Below are 16841 nucleotides of genomic sequence, written 5' to 3'. Positions count from 1 at the left end.
CCGCCGGGCCTATCGGATCTCCTGCCCCTGGTTGCCCAGACGCGTCTTCAGCAGGGCGACCAGGTCCGCCTGAGCGCCGTCGAGGCCTTGGTCCGCGGTTCGCGGCCGCTCCCGAAGAGCGACGCGCGTCGCATGGAATCCAAGCGCCCGATAGGCCTCCATCTGCTCTTCCGAAAAGAACTGGTCGCTGGTCGGTTCGTTCGGGAAAAGTGGATAGCGGCGTTCGTAGTCGAGCACATAATCTGGCTCGTCGCCGGTCACCGAGGCCTTGACGTAGAGAAGTATCCCTTCGACCGGATCATTCTCATAAAGGATCTTGCCCACCGCGAAGTGCCGCAGATGCAGTTCCGAATCCGGTGGGATGATCTTGGTGCGATCGGCATCGCGCGCCAGCGCCGCGTCCCTGACCGGCCGCCAGTCAAGCGAGATGCGCGCGCCGAGATCGATGCGCGCAAAGCGCTGGACATCGGTGAACGCACCGAAATTCATGCCGGCGTCGGCTTCGGCATCGATCACGATGATCAGTTTGCATTTGCGCTTGAGCAGTTGGTAGAGCCCGATATTGTCGATATGGCCGCCGTCGGTGATGTAGACACGCGAACTGTCGGACCTGAGCAGGCCCAGCGCTTCCTGCAGCAAATAGAGGCGCAATATGTCCTCCCAGCCGCGTTGCAAAGGCCGCTTCACAAGCGCAAGCCCGCTCGGATTGGGAAGCCAGAAGCCAAGCCTCAGGTTGAGCAGCGCCAATGTCGGCCCAAGCAGGCCAAGGCTGATGCGGCCCATGCTTGACGAAATGGCGGCCCCGGAAATCGCCGCCGCCGCCGCGAGATCCAGTTGGCCCTCTTCCTTGGTCATCGCCGTCGTCGCCGCGTAACCGGTCGACTCGCTACCGACGAAATATTTCGAGAACAGGCAGAACTCGGCGTTGCGGCCCCGCTTGCTTGGATCGGCCAGTGGCAGGCTGACAGGGCGCGGGGCAGCCGACCGCGCGGACGAGCGCCGGGGGGCGGGCAGGACCATATCCGGCCCTCCCCACCAGGCACGCAACCTGATGGCTGCCGCGATCCTTGCTCCCGCCCATCGCGTCGCGCGGCCGAATATTCCTCTTTTCTGCGGGTCGGGCGCTGGATGGTCATCCTTGGCGCGGCGCACGTTCAACGTGCCGTTGATCAGGAGATAGGGTGCCTTCACGCCGAGATTTTCCAGCGCTATATCGGCCTGTCCGTCGCTGCCGCCGAGCAGGAATGCCTGCCGGAGCCTGTCGCGGTAAAGGCGGTGCAAGCCGTTGGCGTTTTCGGTGAAATTGAACGCCACCGTGATGACGATGGCGGTGATGGCAAGATAGTTCAGCAACACCGTGAATTCGTCGGCGTGCCAGACATTCCCCGACATTCTCGCCGCCACCGCGAAAACGGCAGAGCCCGCCAGTGCCAGCAGAACCTTCATGACCACCGAACCCCTGTAGTCATTCAGCATCGCGGTGAAGAAGCCGCTCAGCCTGCCGGGTGCCAGATCATCGGCGAGATAGCGAACCACGAAGGTCCGCAACGCCAGAAACAGCGCCAGGCAGACGACAAGGATGGTGACCAGGAAATGATTGTTTGCGGTCAGCCAAGTCGGGCCGTAGGCATAGCCGCTGGCACGGCCGAATATCCACGATACATCGAAGCCATGGAATGTCGTCTTCGACACCTTGATGCCCCAGATGGTGATCAGCAGAAAGAAACCATAGACCAGCAGAGGTAAGGCCAGACCGAGCGCCAGGAACGCCGCGCGCGCCAGATAGCCGCGGATCTGGTGCCCGATCTTCGGCGAATTCAGGGCCTTCTGCAGCCAGGAAATCAGGACGCCCCTGAACGCGGCGGTGGCCGTTACGATGGCCGCGGCGGTTGCGATCAGCGTCTTGAGTGTTTCCAACGTTGTTTGCCGATGGCCGAATTTCGGCGATGTCGCCTCGATCAGCCACAGGATGATCCTGGGCTGGACCTCGATCAGAAACACGCCGGCGGTGAACAGCAGTAGCGTGCGGCCACCCGTGGCCCAGCCGCTATCCTGTTCAAGATGCTCGCCTTTGCGCGCCGAGGCGTAGCTGTCGGAATAGGACCGCCGTAATCCCCAGGCGACCAGCCACAGCGAGAGCACCACGAGAGCCATGCGCGAGAGCACGAACGGGTTGGCGACCATCGAGCGCAGGCTAGCGGTCCACCCCTGCCTGCCCCACTCGTCTCCGAACATCCAGTCGGCCACGTCGAGAACGATGCTGTGTCCGAGGTGGTCGGTGGTCGGATTGGTCAGGATGACGAATGTCGCGAGCGGCAGGAGCAGGGTGAGCAGCAGCAAGAAATTCACCATCCAGCCGCGCATCAGGATGCCAACCGACAGGACGATGTCGCGAGGACCGCGTGGCGCCAGGAAACGGCTGTTGTCCCGGATATGGCCGACAAGCTCGTTGTCGCGCACGTCGTCATCCGAGGCGAAGGGAAAATCGAGCGGTCTGTCCTCTCCTTCTCTTGCTTGCTCGAGCTCCTGACGGGTCATATCGGCAACCATCGCCGATCCGATATAGCCGCCTCCCGAAACCGTCGACAGATAGTCTATCCGGGGCGTGAGTTTGTACTGGTCGAGCGCCTGAAGTGCGCCGAGGCAGAATGAAGCCGACCGTATTCCCCCACCCGAGAGCGCCACGCCGAACAACCAGGCGGGGTCGCCCCTGGCAACGGAATCGGGCCTGCCAAAGCCACTTGAAGCACCCACACCGAGCGCGCGCCGGCGTTCCAGGACCGCATCGTACTCCGATCGCAGAACTCTCTCGAACTTGCCGGTATAAGAAGCAGTCCTGGGAACATCTTCACGACTGGCCACAGCAACCCCCCGACACTGTCGGCTTCTTGAACAAGACAACAGCCAAACAGGTTTTTCCGCAAGGGTTATGGAAAGTCGCCTCGCGGCTGGCGCGACGGCCAAGCGCTAGCGTGCCGCGCTCATGGGCCCCGTCTGTGGATTGTCTGGTTCCTCCTCGGGCACTTCGCCCGGCTCGAACTCGTTGAAGCAGCCGAGCTGGCGCTTGAATTGATCGATGAGCCAGGCCGCGGCGGGCTTGGGGCTGGTGTCGTAACGCCGCATGGCAAACAGCGGTGAACGCGTTTCTCTGAAGGGTTCGAGGTCGATTTCCACCAGCCGGCCACTGGCCAGGTCGTCGGCGATCAGCCAGCGCGGCAGGCCGCCCCAGCCCAGGCCCTCGCGCATCAGCATATGCTTGGTGCGCATGTCGGTCAGCCGCCAGGTCCGGTAGGCGAAGACGCCGAAATCGCGCCCCTTTGTGCGTTCGGACTGGTCGGTGACGACGAGCTGCGTGTACTCGCGGGCATCCTCGATGGCCACCGGTCGGGGCAGCAACGCCAACGGGTGGGTTGGCGCGGCTGCCAGCGCGATCGACATGAAGCCGATACGCGTCAGATGCAGGTCGACATCGCCCAGCAGGCCGCCAATGCCAAGGTCGGCCTGGCCGCTGACGACATGGTCGGGGATCATACCGAGCGCGCCGATATGCAGGCGCAGCATCACCGTGGGAAACTGTGCCTCGAACGCTTTGAGCACCCGCACCAGCACCGGCGCCGGCAGCGCCGCGTCTACCGAGAGCGCGACTTCGGCCTCGAGACCCTGATGGTGGCCGTCGACGCGTGAGCGGATGCGTTGCAGAACGCTGATCATGCGCCTTGCATCCTCCAGCATCGCCTAGCCGAACTCGGTCAGTTGCGGCTCGCGCGTGCCCTCGCGCTTGAAGAGCTTCAGGCCAAGCTGCGTCTCCAGATTGGCGATGCCGTAGCTGATGACGGACTGGGCGCGGTTCAAGCGACGGCCGGCGGCTGAGAAACTGCCCGTTTCGGCGACGGTCACGAAGATCTGCAGTTGGTCGAGTGTTGGATTGGGCTGCATAGCTTATCCATTTCATCGATTGATTGTATCTAAAATATGCCAGTTTTTTGAATAGGTCGAAAGACCCATATGGGCAGGGACAAATTCATTTTCCCAACTCTGGAGAGTCCACAATGTCCATACTTCTCGTCACGTCCAGCCCGCGCGGCGCGGCTTCGCATTCGACCCGCATCGCCACGGAATTCGCTGAAAAACTGGTCGCTGCCAATCCGTCGAACACGCTCGTCGTGCGCGACCTCGTCGCCAACCCGCTGCCGCACATCGACGCCGACTATACGGCCGGCATCTACACACCGGCCGAGTCGCGCACCGCACGCCAGGCGGAAGTCGTCGGCGTTTCCGACGTCGCGCTCGATGAACTGTTCGCCGCCGACACGGTGATCTTGGCCACCGGCTTCATCAACTTCAACATCTCCTCGACGTTGAAGTCGTGGGTCGACCACATCGCCCGCTCCGGCAAGAGCTTTGCCTATGGCGAGAACGGCCCCAAGGGCCTCGTCACCGGCAAGAAGGTCTATATCGTGCTCGCCTCGGGCGGCGTCTATTCCGAAGGAGCCGCGGTGCAGTTCGATCACGCGGTTCCCTACCTGCGCAGTGTGCTCGGCTTCCTCGGCATGACCGATGTCGAGGTCATCCGAGTCGAGGGTGTCGCCATGGGTCCTGACGCCGTGGCCGCCGCGCTCGCCAAGGCGACCGCCAAGGTCGACGCCGTCGTGGCCGCCAGCCGCACCATAGCGGCGGCTGCGTAACGGCACCCGACACAATCCGCACAAAGGGCAGGCGTCCGCGCCTGCCCTTTTTCGTCAGGTTTCTCCTACCTTGCCCTGATGTACCTCGGACAGCGGCGGCAGCACGACGGCGGGATGGCGGCCTTCGCGCAGCATCAGGCCGAGGCTGTAGTCGACGGCCAGCTTCATGGCGCCGAGCGCCGTGCCGGCATCGCCAAGCGAACTGACGGCGATCCGTGTCGGCCAGGCAAGGTCCGCCGCGACCTGCTCGACGGTCTCCGTCATCAACGGGTTCCTGCCGACGCCGCCACCAAGCACGATCAGGCCTGGGTCGAGCATGCCGATGCAGCCGGCCGCCAGCCTGCCGATATCGGCGGCATGGCGAGCCACGGCCGCCGCCGCCGGCGCCGAGCCCTCGAGCGCGCGTGCGAAAAGGTCCTTGGCCGAATCGGGTGGGGCGCCTTCCCCGGCGGGCCAGTCGGCGCGGCAGCGCTCGATCAGCGCCCGCGAGCCGAGATAATGTTCAAGCCCTTCGCGGTAGGGCGTCTCGCTGGCCGACCAGGGAAACGGCATGCGGCCGATTTCGCCGGCCGCTCCGCCGGCGCCCCGGAACAGGCGTCCCTCGGTGATGAAGCCGAGGCCGACGCGAACGCCGACCTGAAGGAAAGCGAAGGTCTGGTGGCCTTGCGCCGCGCCATAGTGCATCTCGCCGATCGCGGCGCAGTTGACGTTGTTTTCCAGGATGATTGGCACATCGACATGGCGGCGCAACTGGCCAAGCACGGCCGACGGTCCGCCCGGCCGGTCGAACCGGTCGTTGGAGACGATGCGCGGCACCGCCACCGCGATCGCGCGCAGGGCATGACCCTCTCCTACCCTGGCCATGGTGGCCTGCGCGACTGACAATACGATGGCGCCGACCTCGCCGGGATCGCTGGCCCTGGCCTCCGGTATCGGCTCTTCCGCCGTGGCCAATGGTTGGGCGTCCATCGAATAGGCGACGGCACGCACCTGCGCGGCGCCGACATCAATGCCGATCGCGTAGCCCGCGCCGGGGCCGATGCCGTAGATCGTCGCCGTGCGCCCGATGGCGCCGCGCTCCAGCCCGCGCGAGGCAACGAGACCGAGCGCGCTCAGCTCCGACACCGCCGCCGACATGGTCGGCTTCGACAGGTCGAGCATCGCGCCGAGCTTTGGCCGCGTCACCGGCCCATGCGCGGCGAGCACGCGCAGCACGGCGCGCGCGCTGTCGGTCAGATTGGGGATGTCCGCAGCCGCCATCTCAGCCGTCCAACCTCGCTCTGAAATCCCGCCGCCTGTCGATGAGAGCGGGTCCACTCCACGACTCAAAGGCGTACGCTGACCTCAATGCCTCATTGCCGGGCGGTTTGGCAATTTTCATGCGATCGGGACAGGTCGTCAGACCTCGGTCGGCGACCATGGTTTCAGCTTGGTATCCGTCTGGCGGTAGCGGAATGTGATGTCGGTAAGGCCTGCCGCGTCCTGCATGTCGCCGACGATGAGCTGAATGGCGATGATCTCCAGGATGGCTTCGGCCATCGCATTGCCGAGCGCCGGAATGGAGATCACCACCAGCCCGTCGGCGCAAGCGATATCGCGGCGCCTTGTCACCAGGACCGAAGGACAGCCGAAGCCGGCGACATCCTGCGCGATCTTGACCTCGCGGCCATCGCCGATGGCAATCAGCCCGGTTGCCGCGTCCTGCGACTCCATCGGCCCGTGCAGATAGTTCAGCGTATCCCATCCGGACGCCGGTATCCGCACCGCCTCGCGGATCAGCATCGCTGCCTCGCCGGCGTTGGCGAAGCCGATACCGGCGCCGACGATATCGACGGATGTCCGCCCCCGCAGCAGTCGCGCCGCCCGCCCGGCCCGTTGCATGTCTGAGAGCACGGTTGCGACCGCGCTCGGCAAACCGGTCCAGTCGAAGCCGTTGCCTGCAAGCTTGTCGATCAGCATCCCGAGCGCCAGCAGGGTCCCGGTGTAGCCGGTCGAGCTCGCGCCATTGTCGTCGCCCGAATCCGTGGCGAGCACCGCGCCGGTGAGATCGGCCAGCGGGTTGTCGGCACCACGGCAGACCGCCAGGCGCGGCGACCCCGACGCCTCGCGCATGATGTCGAAGATTTCGCGGCTCTGCCCGGAAGCCGACAGCGCGATGAAAGCATCGGCGGCTTCACCGGTACGGTCGTAGAGATCGGTCGGCGTATAGGCGAAGGCCCTGATGCCGGCAGCGCGCAGATAAAGCGCGCCGGCCAAGGCGGCCTGATAGCTGGCGCCGATGCCGGCCAGAGCGATCGTCTTGCCGGCGAACGCGCCGAGATCGAGACCATCCAGCGACCCGGCCACGGAGCGCCGGCCGATCTCGAGACTTTCCGTCTGCCGCGCCACCGCCTGGCGGTAGCCGATACGCTTCATCATTTCAAACAGCTCCAATTTCCGAGAGGGACGACCGGCCGACGAGCAATCGCCTGGCCAAGGCGACAGCGCCAATCACCGGCGGTTCGCGCAGCAACACCACCTGGCTGGACGGCGAGACCTTGGCCATGGCGTCGACGAAGGCCGCCATCAGCATCGGCTGCTCGGTGATGACGCCGCCGCCGGCCACGACAAGGTCGGGACTGGCGCCGCGCTGGATCAGCAATTCGACCAGCGCGGCCAGCCCCGCCCCACCATCCTTGATGACGCGAATGGCGAGAGGCGAACCGGCGTTCGCCGCTTCGAACACGGCATTGGCATGGCGGCCCCAGACCGCCGCGCCACGCGTCTCGTTAAGCAGGATGCCTAGCTTGGTCTGGTCGCTGGTGCCGAGTTCGCGCATCAGCGCTCCGATCAGCGGGTCGCCGCCATCCTCGCCTCGATCGAACGAGCGGCGGATCGCCTTGGCCGCCTCGCGCACCAAAGCGGCGGCGCTGCCCTCGTCGCCGAGGATCCAGCCCCAGCCGCCGGCGGCCAGCATCCTGCCATCGGCGCTGCGCGCCACAGCGATCGAGCCGGTGCCGGAGACGACGCCGATGCCGTCCATATAACCGGCGGCAGGCACCATCAGTTCGGCGTCGTTGACCACCTTGACGGCGCCGCCGGTCTTTTCGGCCAGCAGCGCCTGGAAGCGAAGGCACTGTTTGCCGGTGTCGCAGCCATGCGCGCCGACCGCCAGGGCGGCGGGCGCGACGCCGCCGCACAGATCGGTGACGATGCCGGCCAACGTGACAGCATCGGTCTCCATCTGGCGGATGCGCCAACTCTCCGTCACCAGCACCTCGTCGGCGATCATGCGCTCGCCCAGGCACGCCATGACACGTGTCTTGGTGCCGCCTATATCCACGCCTGCAATGATTTCCTGGGTCACGTACATCCACCGCACAGCCGGGCGAAGCGGGTGGCCTCGTCCAAATTCATATTAGTTAGGAAACTTTACAAACTATCTTTCCAGACGGCAAGAACTATGATTTGATAATCGTCGTAAAAAGCGCATCAAGCGCATTGGGAGATTGCAACATGAGCAGGAGAAGGATCGGTCTGGCCCTTGCGGCCGCGTCTTTCGCGTGGGGATTGGCAGCCGGCGTGGCGAATGCCACCGACATTTCGTTCTGGACCTGGCGCCAGGAAGACAAGGCCGCCTACAACGAACTTTTCGCCGACTTCACCAAGGAAAACCCAGACATCCATGTGAAGTTCGAGTCGTTCCCGGACGAGAACTATCCGACGATCGTCTCGACGGCGCTGGCCGCCGGCAAGGGCGGCGATGTCATCCACACCCACGCCTATGGCTGGCTGGAGCAGTTCGTGAAGGCCGGCTATTTCGAGCCGCAGGACCTCAGGACCGTGCCTTCGCTCGCCAACCAGCCGGCCGACGCGCTGGTCGCGGGCACCTACCGCGCCGACAAGAAGGTCTATTCCCTGCCCTTCGCCTCGCAGACGCTCGGCCTGTTCATCAACAAGGACGTCTTCGCCAAGGCCGGCCTGACGCCGCCGACCACCTGGGACGAGTTCATCACCGTCAGCAAGGCGCTGAAGGAAAAGGGCATCTACCCCCTCGCCAATGGCATGGGCACCAGCTGGTTCAACGAGATGTTCGTCGCCATCTTCACCAATCCGTTCCTAGGCCAGGACTTCGTCAGCGACCTGACATCGGGCAAGGCCACCTTCAAGGATCCCCGCTATGTCGCCGCGCTGGGCAAGCTGCTCGAGCTGCGCGACTACATGCCCGACGGCTTCGAAGGCATCGACTACGACACTGCCGGACAGCTGTTCATCAGCGGCAAGGCGGCCATGCTGGCCGGCGGCAGCTTCGACATCGCCAGCTACCGGAGCCAGAACCCGGCCATCAACATGGACTTTGTCGCTCCGCCGATGGCCAAGGCCGGCGATGTCCCGCAGGTGACCAAGTTCTTCGACGGCGGCTATGCGGTCAACGCCAAGTCGTCCAACAAGGAGGCCGCGCTAAAGCTGGTCAACTGGATGGGCACCAAGGAGTTCGGCGACAAGTTCTCCGCGCTTCTCGGCAACATCTCGCCGATCAAGGGCGTCGTCATCAAGGACGAGCTGCTCGCCCATGTCGCCAAGTTGAACGAGACCGCCATGCCGCATATCAATGTCGTCTACTTCCGTTTCGAGAAGCCGACGGGATCGGAGCTGCTGCAGGGCGACATCACCAAGATGATGTCGGGTTCGATCACCCCCGACCAGCTGGCCGCCGACCTGACCGACGGCCTCGCCAAATGGTACAAGCCTTTCCAGGGCAAGTGACATGAACAGCGGCCGGCGCCACGTTACAAAAGCCTTTCCGTGGCGCCGGTCTCTCTGGATCGCGGCCCTTTTGACACCGGCCCTGATTGTCATGGTCCTGTTCGTGCTCTGGCCGCTGCTATCGGCCTTCCGCCTCGCCTTCTATGAGTTCAACGGCTTGCAGCCCACCGGATTCATCGGCTTCGAAAACTTTCGCAAGGTGCTGTTCGAACAGCCTTATAGCGGCTGGACCTGGAACGCGTTCAAGCACAATATCATCGCCTTCCTGGCGTTGATGGTGTTCGAGAACGGCACCGCCTTTCTGCTCGCCTACGCACTGCTCAAGGCCTTGCCCGGCCATCGCATCCACCAGGTCATCGTGTTTCTCCCCGTCGTGCTCTCCGCCGTCATCGTCGGCTTCCTGTGGAAGCTGTTCCTGCATCCGCTGTTCGGCCTGGTGAACCAGACGCTGGCGCTGGTCGGCATCGGCGCCATCCCGTGGCTCGGCAATGAACACACCGCGCTGGGCAGCGTCCTGTTCGCCAATGTCTGGCATTGGCTCGGCTTCCCCACCCTGGTGCTGCTGGCCGGCATGCAGCGGGTCGGCAAGGAGGTGATCGAGGCCGCCCGTCTCGACGGCGCAGGCGACTATGTGCTGATGACCCGCATCATCTGGCCGCTGATTGCGCCCAGCGTCACCATCGTCACCATCCTGACCTTCATCGGCAGTTTCAACTGGTTCGAGATCCCCTATGTCATGGCCGGCCTCACCGGTTCGCCCGGCGGCGCCACCGATGTGCTCGGCCTTTATTTCTACCGCACCGCCTTCGGCTCGACGACGACGGGCATACAGGATTTCGGCCAGGGCAGCGCGCTGGCGGTGATGATGTTCATCATCGTCGCCGGCGTCACCGCCATCGCGCTCCGCTACCTGCGCCGCCGCGAGATCGAACTGTGAGCGCGGCCACCGCCCCCAGGGCACATGGCGAACTGTTGAAGAACGGCGCCATCCAGCTGATGCTGGCGATCAATGCGATCATCATGGTCTATCCGCTGTTCGTCATGGTGATGTCGTCCTTCAAGACCAACGCCGAGATCTTCTCGTCGCCCTTCGCCCTGCCCGCGCATTTCTCGCTTTCCAACGCCGAACGGGTGTGGAACGAAACCAACTTCGTGCGCTACCTGGCCAATTCGGTCGGCATCACGGCGGCCGCGGTGGCGCTGATCCTCCTGTTCAGCACAATGGCCGCCTACGCCATTGCCCGCTACCAGTTCAGGCTGGGCGCGCTGGTGCTGATGTTCTTCCTGAGCGGCATGACGGTGCCGCTGAAGCTGGCGATCATTCCATTGTTCATCCAGCTGGATTCGCTCGGCCTGGTCGACAGCTATGCCGGCCTGGTGCTGGTCTATGTCGCGATGGGCATTCCTTCGGCCGTATTCATCATGACCGGCTTCCTCAGGACCTTGCCGCGTGAACTGGAAGAGTCGGCGCGCATGGACGGCGCCAGCGAATTGCGCATCATGCGCTCGATCATGCTGCCGCTGGCGCGCCCGGCGCTGGTCATCGTCGCGATCCAGAACGCGGTGCCGATCTGGAACGATTTCTTCTTCCCGCTGGTGCTGATCACCTCCGACGAGCTCAAGACCTTGCCGCAGGGCCTGACCGTCTTCGTCGGCGAATTCACCACCGACTGGGGCGTGCTGTTCACCGGACTGACGCTTGCGGCACTGCCGATCACCCTGCTCTACATCGTCTTGTCGAAGCAGTTCATCTCCGGCATCACCCAGGGCGCGGTGAAATAAGTCGCGCTCACAAACGAGGATTCCCAGACGTGGCGAACCAGAACAAGATCATCATCACCTGCGCGGTCACCGGCTCGATCCACACGCCGTCAATGTCGCCCTATCTGCCGGTGAGCGCGCAGGAGATCGCCGACGCCGCGATCGGGGCGGCCGAGGCCGGCGCGGCCATCGTCCATCTGCACGCGCGCAATCCCGAAGACGGCAGGCCCGACCAGTCGCCGGAGGCCTTCGCGCCCTTCCTCAAGGTGATCAAGCAGCGCTCGGACTGCGTCATAAACATCACCACCGGCGGCGCCGCGACGATGAGCGTCGAGGAGCGGGTCAGGCCGGCCGCGACCTTTGCGCCGGAAGTCGCCTCGCTGAACATGGGCTCGATGAATTTCGGCCTCTATCCGATGCTGGAGCGCTTCAAGACTTTCGAGCATGAGTGGGAACGGACCTATCTCGAAGGCTCGCGCGACCGCATCTTCCGCAACACCTTCGGCGACATCGAGCACATCCTGCGCACCTGCGCGGAAAACGGCACGCGTTTCGAGATCGAATGCTACGACATCGGCCACCTCTACACGCTCGCTCATTTCGTCGAGCGCGGCCTGGTCAAGGCGCCGTTCTTCGTCCAGAGCGTGTTCGGCATTCTGGGCGGCATCGGCACGCATAACGAGGATGTCGCGCATATGAAGCGCACCGCCGACCGCCTGTTCGGCCAAGACTATCGCTGGTCGGTGCTGGGCGCCGGGCGCAGCCAGTTGCCGATCGCCACGCAGGCCATCGCGCTGGGCGGCAATGTGCGTGTCGGGCTCGAGGACTCGCTGTGGATCGGCAAGGGCCAGCTGGCGAAATCCAACGCCGACCAGGTGCGCAGGGTGCGCCAGATCATCGAGGGGCTCGGCGCGTCGGTGGCGACCCCTGACGAAGCGCGGCAGATCCTTGAGCTCAAGGGCGGCGACAAGGTCTCTTTCTGAGGAAAACACGAATGAGCACGGTCAGCATATCGGGCGTCGAGAAGGCCTATGGCAAGGCGAAGGTCATCCATGGCGTGTCGGTGGACATCGCGTCGGGCGAATTCGTCATCCTCGTCGGCCCGTCCGGCTGCGGCAAGTCGACCCTGCTGAGGATGATCGCCGGACTGGAGGAGATCAGCGCCGGCGAGATCGCGCTCGACGGCAAGGTGATCAATGACGTCGCACCGAAATCGCGCGACATCGCCATGGTGTTCCAGAACTACGCGCTCTATCCGCACATGACGGTGCGCGACAACATGGCCTTCGCGCTGACGCTGAAGAAAGCCGACAGGCATGAGATCGACGAAAAGATCATGCGCGCCGCGACGATCCTGGGGCTGCAGGACCTGCTCGACCGCTATCCGCGCCAGCTTTCCGGCGGGCAGCGCCAGCGCGTCGCCATGGGCCGCGCCATTGTGCGCGACCCCAAGGTGTTCCTGTTCGACGAGCCGCTTTCCAACCTCGACGCCAAGCTGCGCGTCCAGATGCGCACCGAGATCAAGGCCCTGCACCAGCGCCTGGGAACCACCATCGTCTATGTCACCCATGACCAGGTCGAGGCCATGACCATGGCCGACAAGATCGTCGTCATGAATGGCGGCATCGTCGAACAGGTCGGCGCACCGCTCGACCTCTACGACCGGCCGGCCAATCTGTTCGTGGCCCAGTTCATCGGCTCGCCGTCGATGAATATCGTGCAGGGCCGCACCACGGCCGAGGGCTTCACAGCAAGTGACGGAACCGTGTTTCCATCGCCTCCCTTCAACAAGGGCGAAAGCGCGCTCGCCTGGGGCATCCGGCCCGAACATCTCAGGCTCTCCGACAGCGGCGTGCCGGCTGTGGTCGAAGTGGTCGAGCCGACCGGCGCGGAAACCCTGGTCATCGCCAGAGCAGGCGGCAACATGCTGAGCGCCCTGCTGCGCGAGCGTGTCCCAGTGATGCCGGGCCAACATGTCTTCCTGGCGCCGGACCTGGCGCAGTTGCATCTGTTCGACGCCAAGGGTCGCCGGATCACGTCCACGGTCCAGTAAGGCAGGCGTACGGACGGTCTATAGCTGGCCGATGATATGCCGCAGCATCCCGGCGGAGAAAACCCCGATCAGCACCGTTGGCAGCATGGACAACCGTGTCGCGGCGATCAGGGTGATGGCAAGCGCCAGAAGATCCGCAGGATGGCGCGAAACGAAGGCCGGCGCGATGACCGAGATCAGCACGCAGCCGGGAGCCGCCGCCATGACCGCCGTGGCGCGGACGCCGAGCCTGCGGTTGCGCAGCACCACATAGCCCCCGATGCGCGTCAGATAGGTGATTCCGGCCATCAGCACGATGGTCAGAAAGGTTGTCGCGTCGATCATGCATCACCTGCCATCAGCCAGGCAGCAGGCAGCCCCGACGCCGCGCCCGCCGCGACATACCAGGCGCCCGGGACGAACAGATGCACCAAGGCCGCGACGACGAGGCTGACCAGCCACGGCCGCGCTGCCGCCATGCCGGTCCACATGCCGCGCATCAGCACCAGGAAGACGGCCGGAAACGCCATATCGAAACCATAGGCCTCGACATTGCCCAGCACCGGCCCAAGCAAGGCGCCGAGCGTGGTGAAGCCGACCCAGGTTGCATAAACGGCGAGCGACGCGCCCATATAGTAGGGCAGGCTGAAGGCGGGGGCGGTGCTCGCCGCGGCGCGTTGCCTGGCATCCGCGAGGCCAAGCGCCCAGCTCTCGTCGCACAGGAAGAACAGCGCCGGAAGCGCCTTGCGCTGCGGCAGGTCGCGCAGGAACGGCGCAAGGGCCGCTCCCATCAGCAGATGGCGGCTGTTGACGAGGAAAGTGATGGCGACGATGAGCAGGACATGCGGCGGCGAGGTCCAGAGCTGGATCGCCGCGAATTCCGAGCCGCCGGCGAAATTCAACCCTGTCATCATCGACAGTTCGAGCGTGCCCAGCCCTTTCTGCGTCGCCTGCGCGCCCAGCACCAGCGCGTAGGGAACCGTGCCGAGCAGTACCGGCAGGGATGACGCCAAGCCACGCCGGAATTCGGATCCCGAACCATCGCCCGCCGCCTCGACAGCCTGTGAAGTGCTCATGCCCTGCCATCGCGGGCTCGCGGCCGCCGCCTTGGTTGCGTCTGGTATCGTGTGATGTTCGGCCGCAACCATAGCCATGTTGGGCCGCAATTTGGTGGCAAAGATCGTTGCCCCTCACGAAAACTTGGCATCTAATGCCAATATTAAAGGGTAAATTGGAATCAAGAGCCATGAAACTTGATGAGATAGACAAACGGATTCTTCGCGCGTTGCAGCGCGACGGGCGCATGGCCAACAACGATCTGGCCAGCGAAGTCGGCCTGTCGCCTTCGCCCTGCCTGAGGCGGGTCAAGCTTCTGGAGGAGGCCGGAATCATCGATCGTTACGTCGCCGTGCTCAACCCGGCCAGCATCGGCAAGGGCCTCACCTTCTTCACCCGGATCTGGCTGAAGACGCAGGACGAAGACACGATCGCGCATTTCGCGACCGAAGTGGCCAAGCTGCCGCAAGTGATGGAGTGCTACCTGATGCTCGGCGACTGCGACGCGATGGTGCGCGTGGTGGCGGCCGACATAAACGACTATCGCCGCTTCCAGTCCGAGCATCTGAGCCGGATCCGGGGTGTCCAGAACGTCAAGACCGACGTGCCGAGCTGGACGATCAAGCAGACATCAGAACTGCCGATCTGACGTTCGCGGACAGGGCGTCGGGCTTCCTGACCTTCGAGCACAAAATATCGAGGCTGATTGTAGGATCAGCCGGGCGGCCGCCGTCCTTGGGGGACAGGCGGCGCAAGCCACTGTGCACCGCCTCGAAAAGGGCGGGACAAAGACAAAAGCTTCGGAAGCGAAAGGACATGCAATGGCGATGGCCAAGAACACGATCTGCGTCTGGTATGACAAGGATGCCGAGGCAGCGGCCCGGTTTTACGCCGAGACGTTTCCCGACAGTGCCGTGGGAGCGGTGCACCGCGCACCCACCGACTATCCGTCCGGCAAGGTCGACGACGTCTTGATGGTCGAATTCACGGTTGCGGGCATTCCTTGCCTCGGCCTCAATGGCGGGCCGATGTTCAAGCACAGCGAGGCCTTCTCTTTCCTGATCACCACTGACGACCAGCAGGAGACCGATCGCTACTGGGACGCCATCGTCGGCAATGGCGGCCAGGAGAGTCAATGCGGCTGGTGCAAGGACCGCTGGGGTATCTCCTGGCAGATCACGCCGCGCGTGTTGACCGAGGCCATGGCCGCCGGCGGCGCCGAGGCGAAGCGCGCGTTTACCGCGATGATGGACATGCGCAAGATCGATGTCGCCGCGATCGAGGCGGCGAGGCGCGGTTGACGATCGGCCCGTCCGCCGTCGGGCGGGCCGCCAGATCAATCAGGTTACGCTTGTGGTAGACAATGCTGAAGCAGGGTTTCCAACGCCTGTTGCTCTTTGCCGGGATTTCGGGCGTAGCGCCTTGTTCCTCGATCAGCGCCGGATGCGGTCAGCGTCATAGGCTTACCGGCAAGGACGACGGTGTGTGGGTGAGCTGATCGAGAAGCTTGTCGGCGACCTGGCCGTCGTGCGCTTGCCCAGCGGTCAGGCCGAGCCGGATTGAAACGCGCGGTACGCCTCGTGACTTGTCGGGCAGCACCGGCTCGCGCCACTCGAAGTCGGTCAGGGCACATCGGCTCATGCGATGCTGAAACAGCATTTGGCGCACTATGGAAGCGGCCGGGCAGCTGTCGACCCAAGGCAGTCACTGCCATATCGTTTGATTTTTCCGGAAGGCAGCCATAAGCGAGGGACAGGGATTCGGAGAAAAGTTGAGCCTGGTGGAAGATTATCGTCCCGTCGCCCTTGTCACTGGTTCAACATCTGGAATTGGCGAATCCGTTGCCCGGAGGTTCGTGCAGGAAGGGTATAATGTTATCCTTCATTCTCGTAATTCCGAGGATAAGGGTCGGTCTCTTGCGGCCGAGCTTAAATCTGCCAGCTATATTCAAGCCGACTTAACCCGAGAAAGCGACCGCAGACGTCTCATACATGACGCTGTTGGCTTATGGGGGCGGCTGGACGTGCTGGTGAACAACGCCGGCCTGAGCGGTGTGATACCCCACACCGATCTGCGTGCGGCCACTTCGGAGATTTGGCACGAACTGTACGAAGTGAATGTGGTGGCGCCCTTTCACCTTATAGCTGAAGCTGAGACCGCGCTGCGCAACGCGGCGCGGCATGGACGAACGGCTTGTATCGTAAACATTAGCTCTCACGCCGGAGTTCGGCCAAAAGGGGCCTCAATTCCGTATGCAGCCACCAAGGCGGCGCTCAACCACGTGACACGGCTACTTGCATTGTCACTGGCGCCAGCCATCAGGGTAAATGCCGTCGCGCCTGGCCTTGTCGATACACCGCTGACATCCGACTGGACAGCGGCCCAGGAGTTATGGAGAACGCGCGCGCCGATGCGTCGGCCGGCCAGCCCGGAAGACATTGCGCAAGCTGTCATGATGCTCGTGCAATCGGATTATTTGACGGGCGAGATTTTGCTCTCCGATGGTGGGCTCAACCTCACGTGATCGAAACCGACAAGACTGAGCATCCTAGGAAAACTCG

Annotated in this window: 16 protein-coding genes and 2 pseudogenes; 9 read left to right on the top strand and 9 right to left on the bottom strand. The window is 63.8% G+C overall.

Going from position 1 to position 16841, the window contains the following annotated elements; genetic code table 11:
- Positions 1-9: 9 nt before the first annotated feature.
- A complete protein-coding gene (locus WC739_RS10890) occupies positions 10-2754 on the bottom strand; it encodes a patatin-like phospholipase family protein (protein ID WP_372953035.1) in 2745 nt (914 codons plus the stop codon).
- A gap of 213 nt (positions 2755-2967) precedes the next feature.
- Positions 2968-3936 (bottom strand): annotated as a pseudogene (locus tag WC739_RS10885) (LysR family transcriptional regulator).
- Between the two features lie 113 nt (positions 3937-4049).
- Between WC739_RS10885 and WC739_RS10880 the strand changes: the two are divergent.
- A complete protein-coding gene (locus WC739_RS10880; RefSeq protein WP_372953034.1) occupies positions 4050-4685 on the top strand; it encodes an FMN-dependent NADH-azoreductase in 636 nt (211 codons plus the stop codon).
- Between the two features lie 54 nt (positions 4686-4739).
- On the opposite strand, the gene WC739_RS10875 is transcribed toward WC739_RS10880, so the two are convergent.
- The 3 genes from WC739_RS10875 to WC739_RS10865 all read right to left on the bottom strand — a co-directional run bounded on the left by WC739_RS10875 (position 4740) and on the right by WC739_RS10865 (position 8031).
- On the bottom strand, positions 4740-5945 hold the full coding sequence (locus WC739_RS10875; protein WP_372953033.1) for an ROK family transcriptional regulator: 1206 nt from the start codon (positions 5943-5945) through the stop codon (positions 4740-4742).
- A gap of 138 nt (positions 5946-6083) precedes the next feature.
- Positions 6084-7103 carry an SIS domain-containing protein gene (locus WC739_RS10870; RefSeq protein ID WP_372953032.1) on the bottom strand — a complete coding sequence of 340 codons (1020 nt, stop codon included), beginning with the start codon at positions 7101-7103 and terminating at the stop codon, positions 6084-6086.
- A gap of 1 nt (position 7104) precedes the next feature.
- On the bottom strand, positions 7105-8031 hold the full coding sequence (locus tag WC739_RS10865; RefSeq protein WP_372953031.1) for a BadF/BadG/BcrA/BcrD ATPase family protein: 927 nt from the start codon (positions 8029-8031) through the stop codon (positions 7105-7107).
- A 149-nt stretch (positions 8032-8180) separates the two neighbouring features.
- On the opposite strand from WC739_RS10865, the gene WC739_RS10860 reads away from it, so the two are divergent.
- The 5 genes from WC739_RS10860 to WC739_RS10840 are packed head-to-tail and all read left to right on the top strand — an operon-like array spanning position 8181 to position 13245.
- Positions 8181-9431 (top strand): extracellular solute-binding protein, encoded by a 1251-nt coding sequence (locus WC739_RS10860; RefSeq protein WP_372953030.1) that lies wholly within the window; start codon positions 8181-8183, stop codon positions 9429-9431.
- A gap of 1 nt (position 9432) precedes the next feature.
- On the top strand, positions 9433-10368 hold the full coding sequence (locus WC739_RS10855; RefSeq protein WP_372953029.1) for a carbohydrate ABC transporter permease: 936 nt from the start codon (positions 9433-9435) through the stop codon (positions 10366-10368).
- On the top strand, positions 10365-11213 hold the full coding sequence (locus WC739_RS10850) for a carbohydrate ABC transporter permease (RefSeq protein ID WP_372953028.1): 849 nt from the start codon (positions 10365-10367) through the stop codon (positions 11211-11213). The genes WC739_RS10855 and WC739_RS10850 overlap by 4 nt, the downstream gene beginning before the upstream one ends.
- Before the next feature lie 29 nt (positions 11214-11242).
- On the top strand, positions 11243-12175 hold the full coding sequence (locus WC739_RS10845) for a 3-keto-5-aminohexanoate cleavage protein (RefSeq protein WP_372953027.1): 933 nt from the start codon (positions 11243-11245) through the stop codon (positions 12173-12175).
- Positions 12176-12186: 11 nt separating this feature from the next.
- A complete protein-coding gene (locus WC739_RS10840; protein ID WP_372953026.1) occupies positions 12187-13245 on the top strand; it encodes an ABC transporter ATP-binding protein in 1059 nt (352 codons plus the stop codon).
- A gap of 18 nt (positions 13246-13263) precedes the next feature.
- Here the strand turns inward: WC739_RS10840 and WC739_RS10835 are convergent, their stop codons facing one another.
- A complete protein-coding gene (locus WC739_RS10835) occupies positions 13264-13569 on the bottom strand; it encodes an AzlD family protein (protein ID WP_372953025.1) in 306 nt (101 codons plus the stop codon).
- Positions 13566-14300 (bottom strand): AzlC family ABC transporter permease, encoded by a 735-nt coding sequence (locus WC739_RS10830; RefSeq protein WP_372953024.1) that lies wholly within the window; start codon positions 14298-14300, stop codon positions 13566-13568. Before WC739_RS10830 ends, WC739_RS10835 begins: the two co-directional genes overlap by 4 nt.
- A gap of 170 nt (positions 14301-14470) precedes the next feature.
- Here WC739_RS10830 and WC739_RS10825 point away from each other — a divergent pair, with 170 nt between their 5' ends.
- A complete protein-coding gene (locus tag WC739_RS10825; RefSeq protein WP_372953023.1) occupies positions 14471-14929 on the top strand; it encodes an Lrp/AsnC family transcriptional regulator in 459 nt (152 codons plus the stop codon).
- 178 nt (positions 14930-15107) lie between these two features.
- A complete protein-coding gene (locus tag WC739_RS10820) occupies positions 15108-15581 on the top strand; it encodes a VOC family protein (RefSeq protein WP_372953050.1) in 474 nt (157 codons plus the stop codon).
- Positions 15582-15615: 34 nt separating this feature from the next.
- On the opposite strand, the pseudogene WC739_RS10815 reads toward WC739_RS10820, so the two are convergent.
- Positions 15616-15740: pseudogene (locus WC739_RS10815) on the bottom strand (IS5/IS1182 family transposase); the annotation flags it as partial.
- A complete protein-coding gene (locus tag WC739_RS10810; RefSeq protein ID WP_372953022.1) occupies positions 15736-15921 on the bottom strand; it encodes a hypothetical protein in 186 nt (61 codons plus the stop codon). The gene WC739_RS10810 and the pseudogene WC739_RS10815, both read right to left, overlap by 5 nt.
- A gap of 139 nt (positions 15922-16060) precedes the next feature.
- Here WC739_RS10810 and WC739_RS10805 point away from each other — a divergent pair, with 139 nt between their 5' ends.
- Positions 16061-16804, top strand: coding sequence for an SDR family NAD(P)-dependent oxidoreductase (locus tag WC739_RS10805; protein ID WP_372953049.1), 744 nt, complete (start codon positions 16061-16063; stop codon positions 16802-16804).
- Positions 16805-16841: the final 37 nt, after the last annotated feature.

The sequence above is a fragment of the Mesorhizobium sp. genome, from assembly GCF_041661565.1.
GTDB lineage: Bacteria > Pseudomonadota > Alphaproteobacteria > Rhizobiales > Rhizobiaceae > Mesorhizobium.
Note: the sequence above shows the minus strand (reverse complement) of the source record. Positions and strands in the feature narration are given on the sequence as shown.

Excerpts from the sequence above, each read along its gene's own strand:
- WC739_RS10880 (WP_372953034.1), top strand. The coding sequence starts at position 4,050 with ATGTCCATACTTCTCGTCACGTCCAGCCCGCGCGGCGCGGCTTCGCAT.
- WC739_RS10875 (WP_372953033.1), bottom strand. The coding sequence starts at position 5,945 with ATGGCGGCTGCGGACATCCCCAATCTGACCGACAGCGCGCGCGCCGTG.
- WC739_RS10870 (WP_372953032.1), bottom strand. The coding sequence starts at position 7,103 with ATGATGAAGCGTATCGGCTACCGCCAGGCGGTGGCGCGGCAGACGGAA.
- WC739_RS10860 (WP_372953030.1), top strand. The coding sequence starts at position 8,181 with ATGAGCAGGAGAAGGATCGGTCTGGCCCTTGCGGCCGCGTCTTTCGCG.
- WC739_RS10855 (WP_372953029.1), top strand. The coding sequence starts at position 9,433 with ATGAACAGCGGCCGGCGCCACGTTACAAAAGCCTTTCCGTGGCGCCGG.
- WC739_RS10840 (WP_372953026.1), top strand. The coding sequence starts at position 12,187 with ATGAGCACGGTCAGCATATCGGGCGTCGAGAAGGCCTATGGCAAGGCG.
- WC739_RS10835 (WP_372953025.1), bottom strand. The coding sequence starts at position 13,569 with ATGATCGACGCGACAACCTTTCTGACCATCGTGCTGATGGCCGGAATC.
- WC739_RS10830 (WP_372953024.1), bottom strand. The coding sequence starts at position 14,300 with ATGAGCACTTCACAGGCTGTCGAGGCGGCGGGCGATGGTTCGGGATCC.
- WC739_RS10825 (WP_372953023.1), top strand. The coding sequence starts at position 14,471 with ATGAAACTTGATGAGATAGACAAACGGATTCTTCGCGCGTTGCAGCGC.
- WC739_RS10820 (WP_372953050.1), top strand. The coding sequence starts at position 15,108 with ATGGCCAAGAACACGATCTGCGTCTGGTATGACAAGGATGCCGAGGCA.
- WC739_RS10810 (WP_372953022.1), bottom strand. The coding sequence starts at position 15,921 with ATGAGCCGATGTGCCCTGACCGACTTCGAGTGGCGCGAGCCGGTGCTG.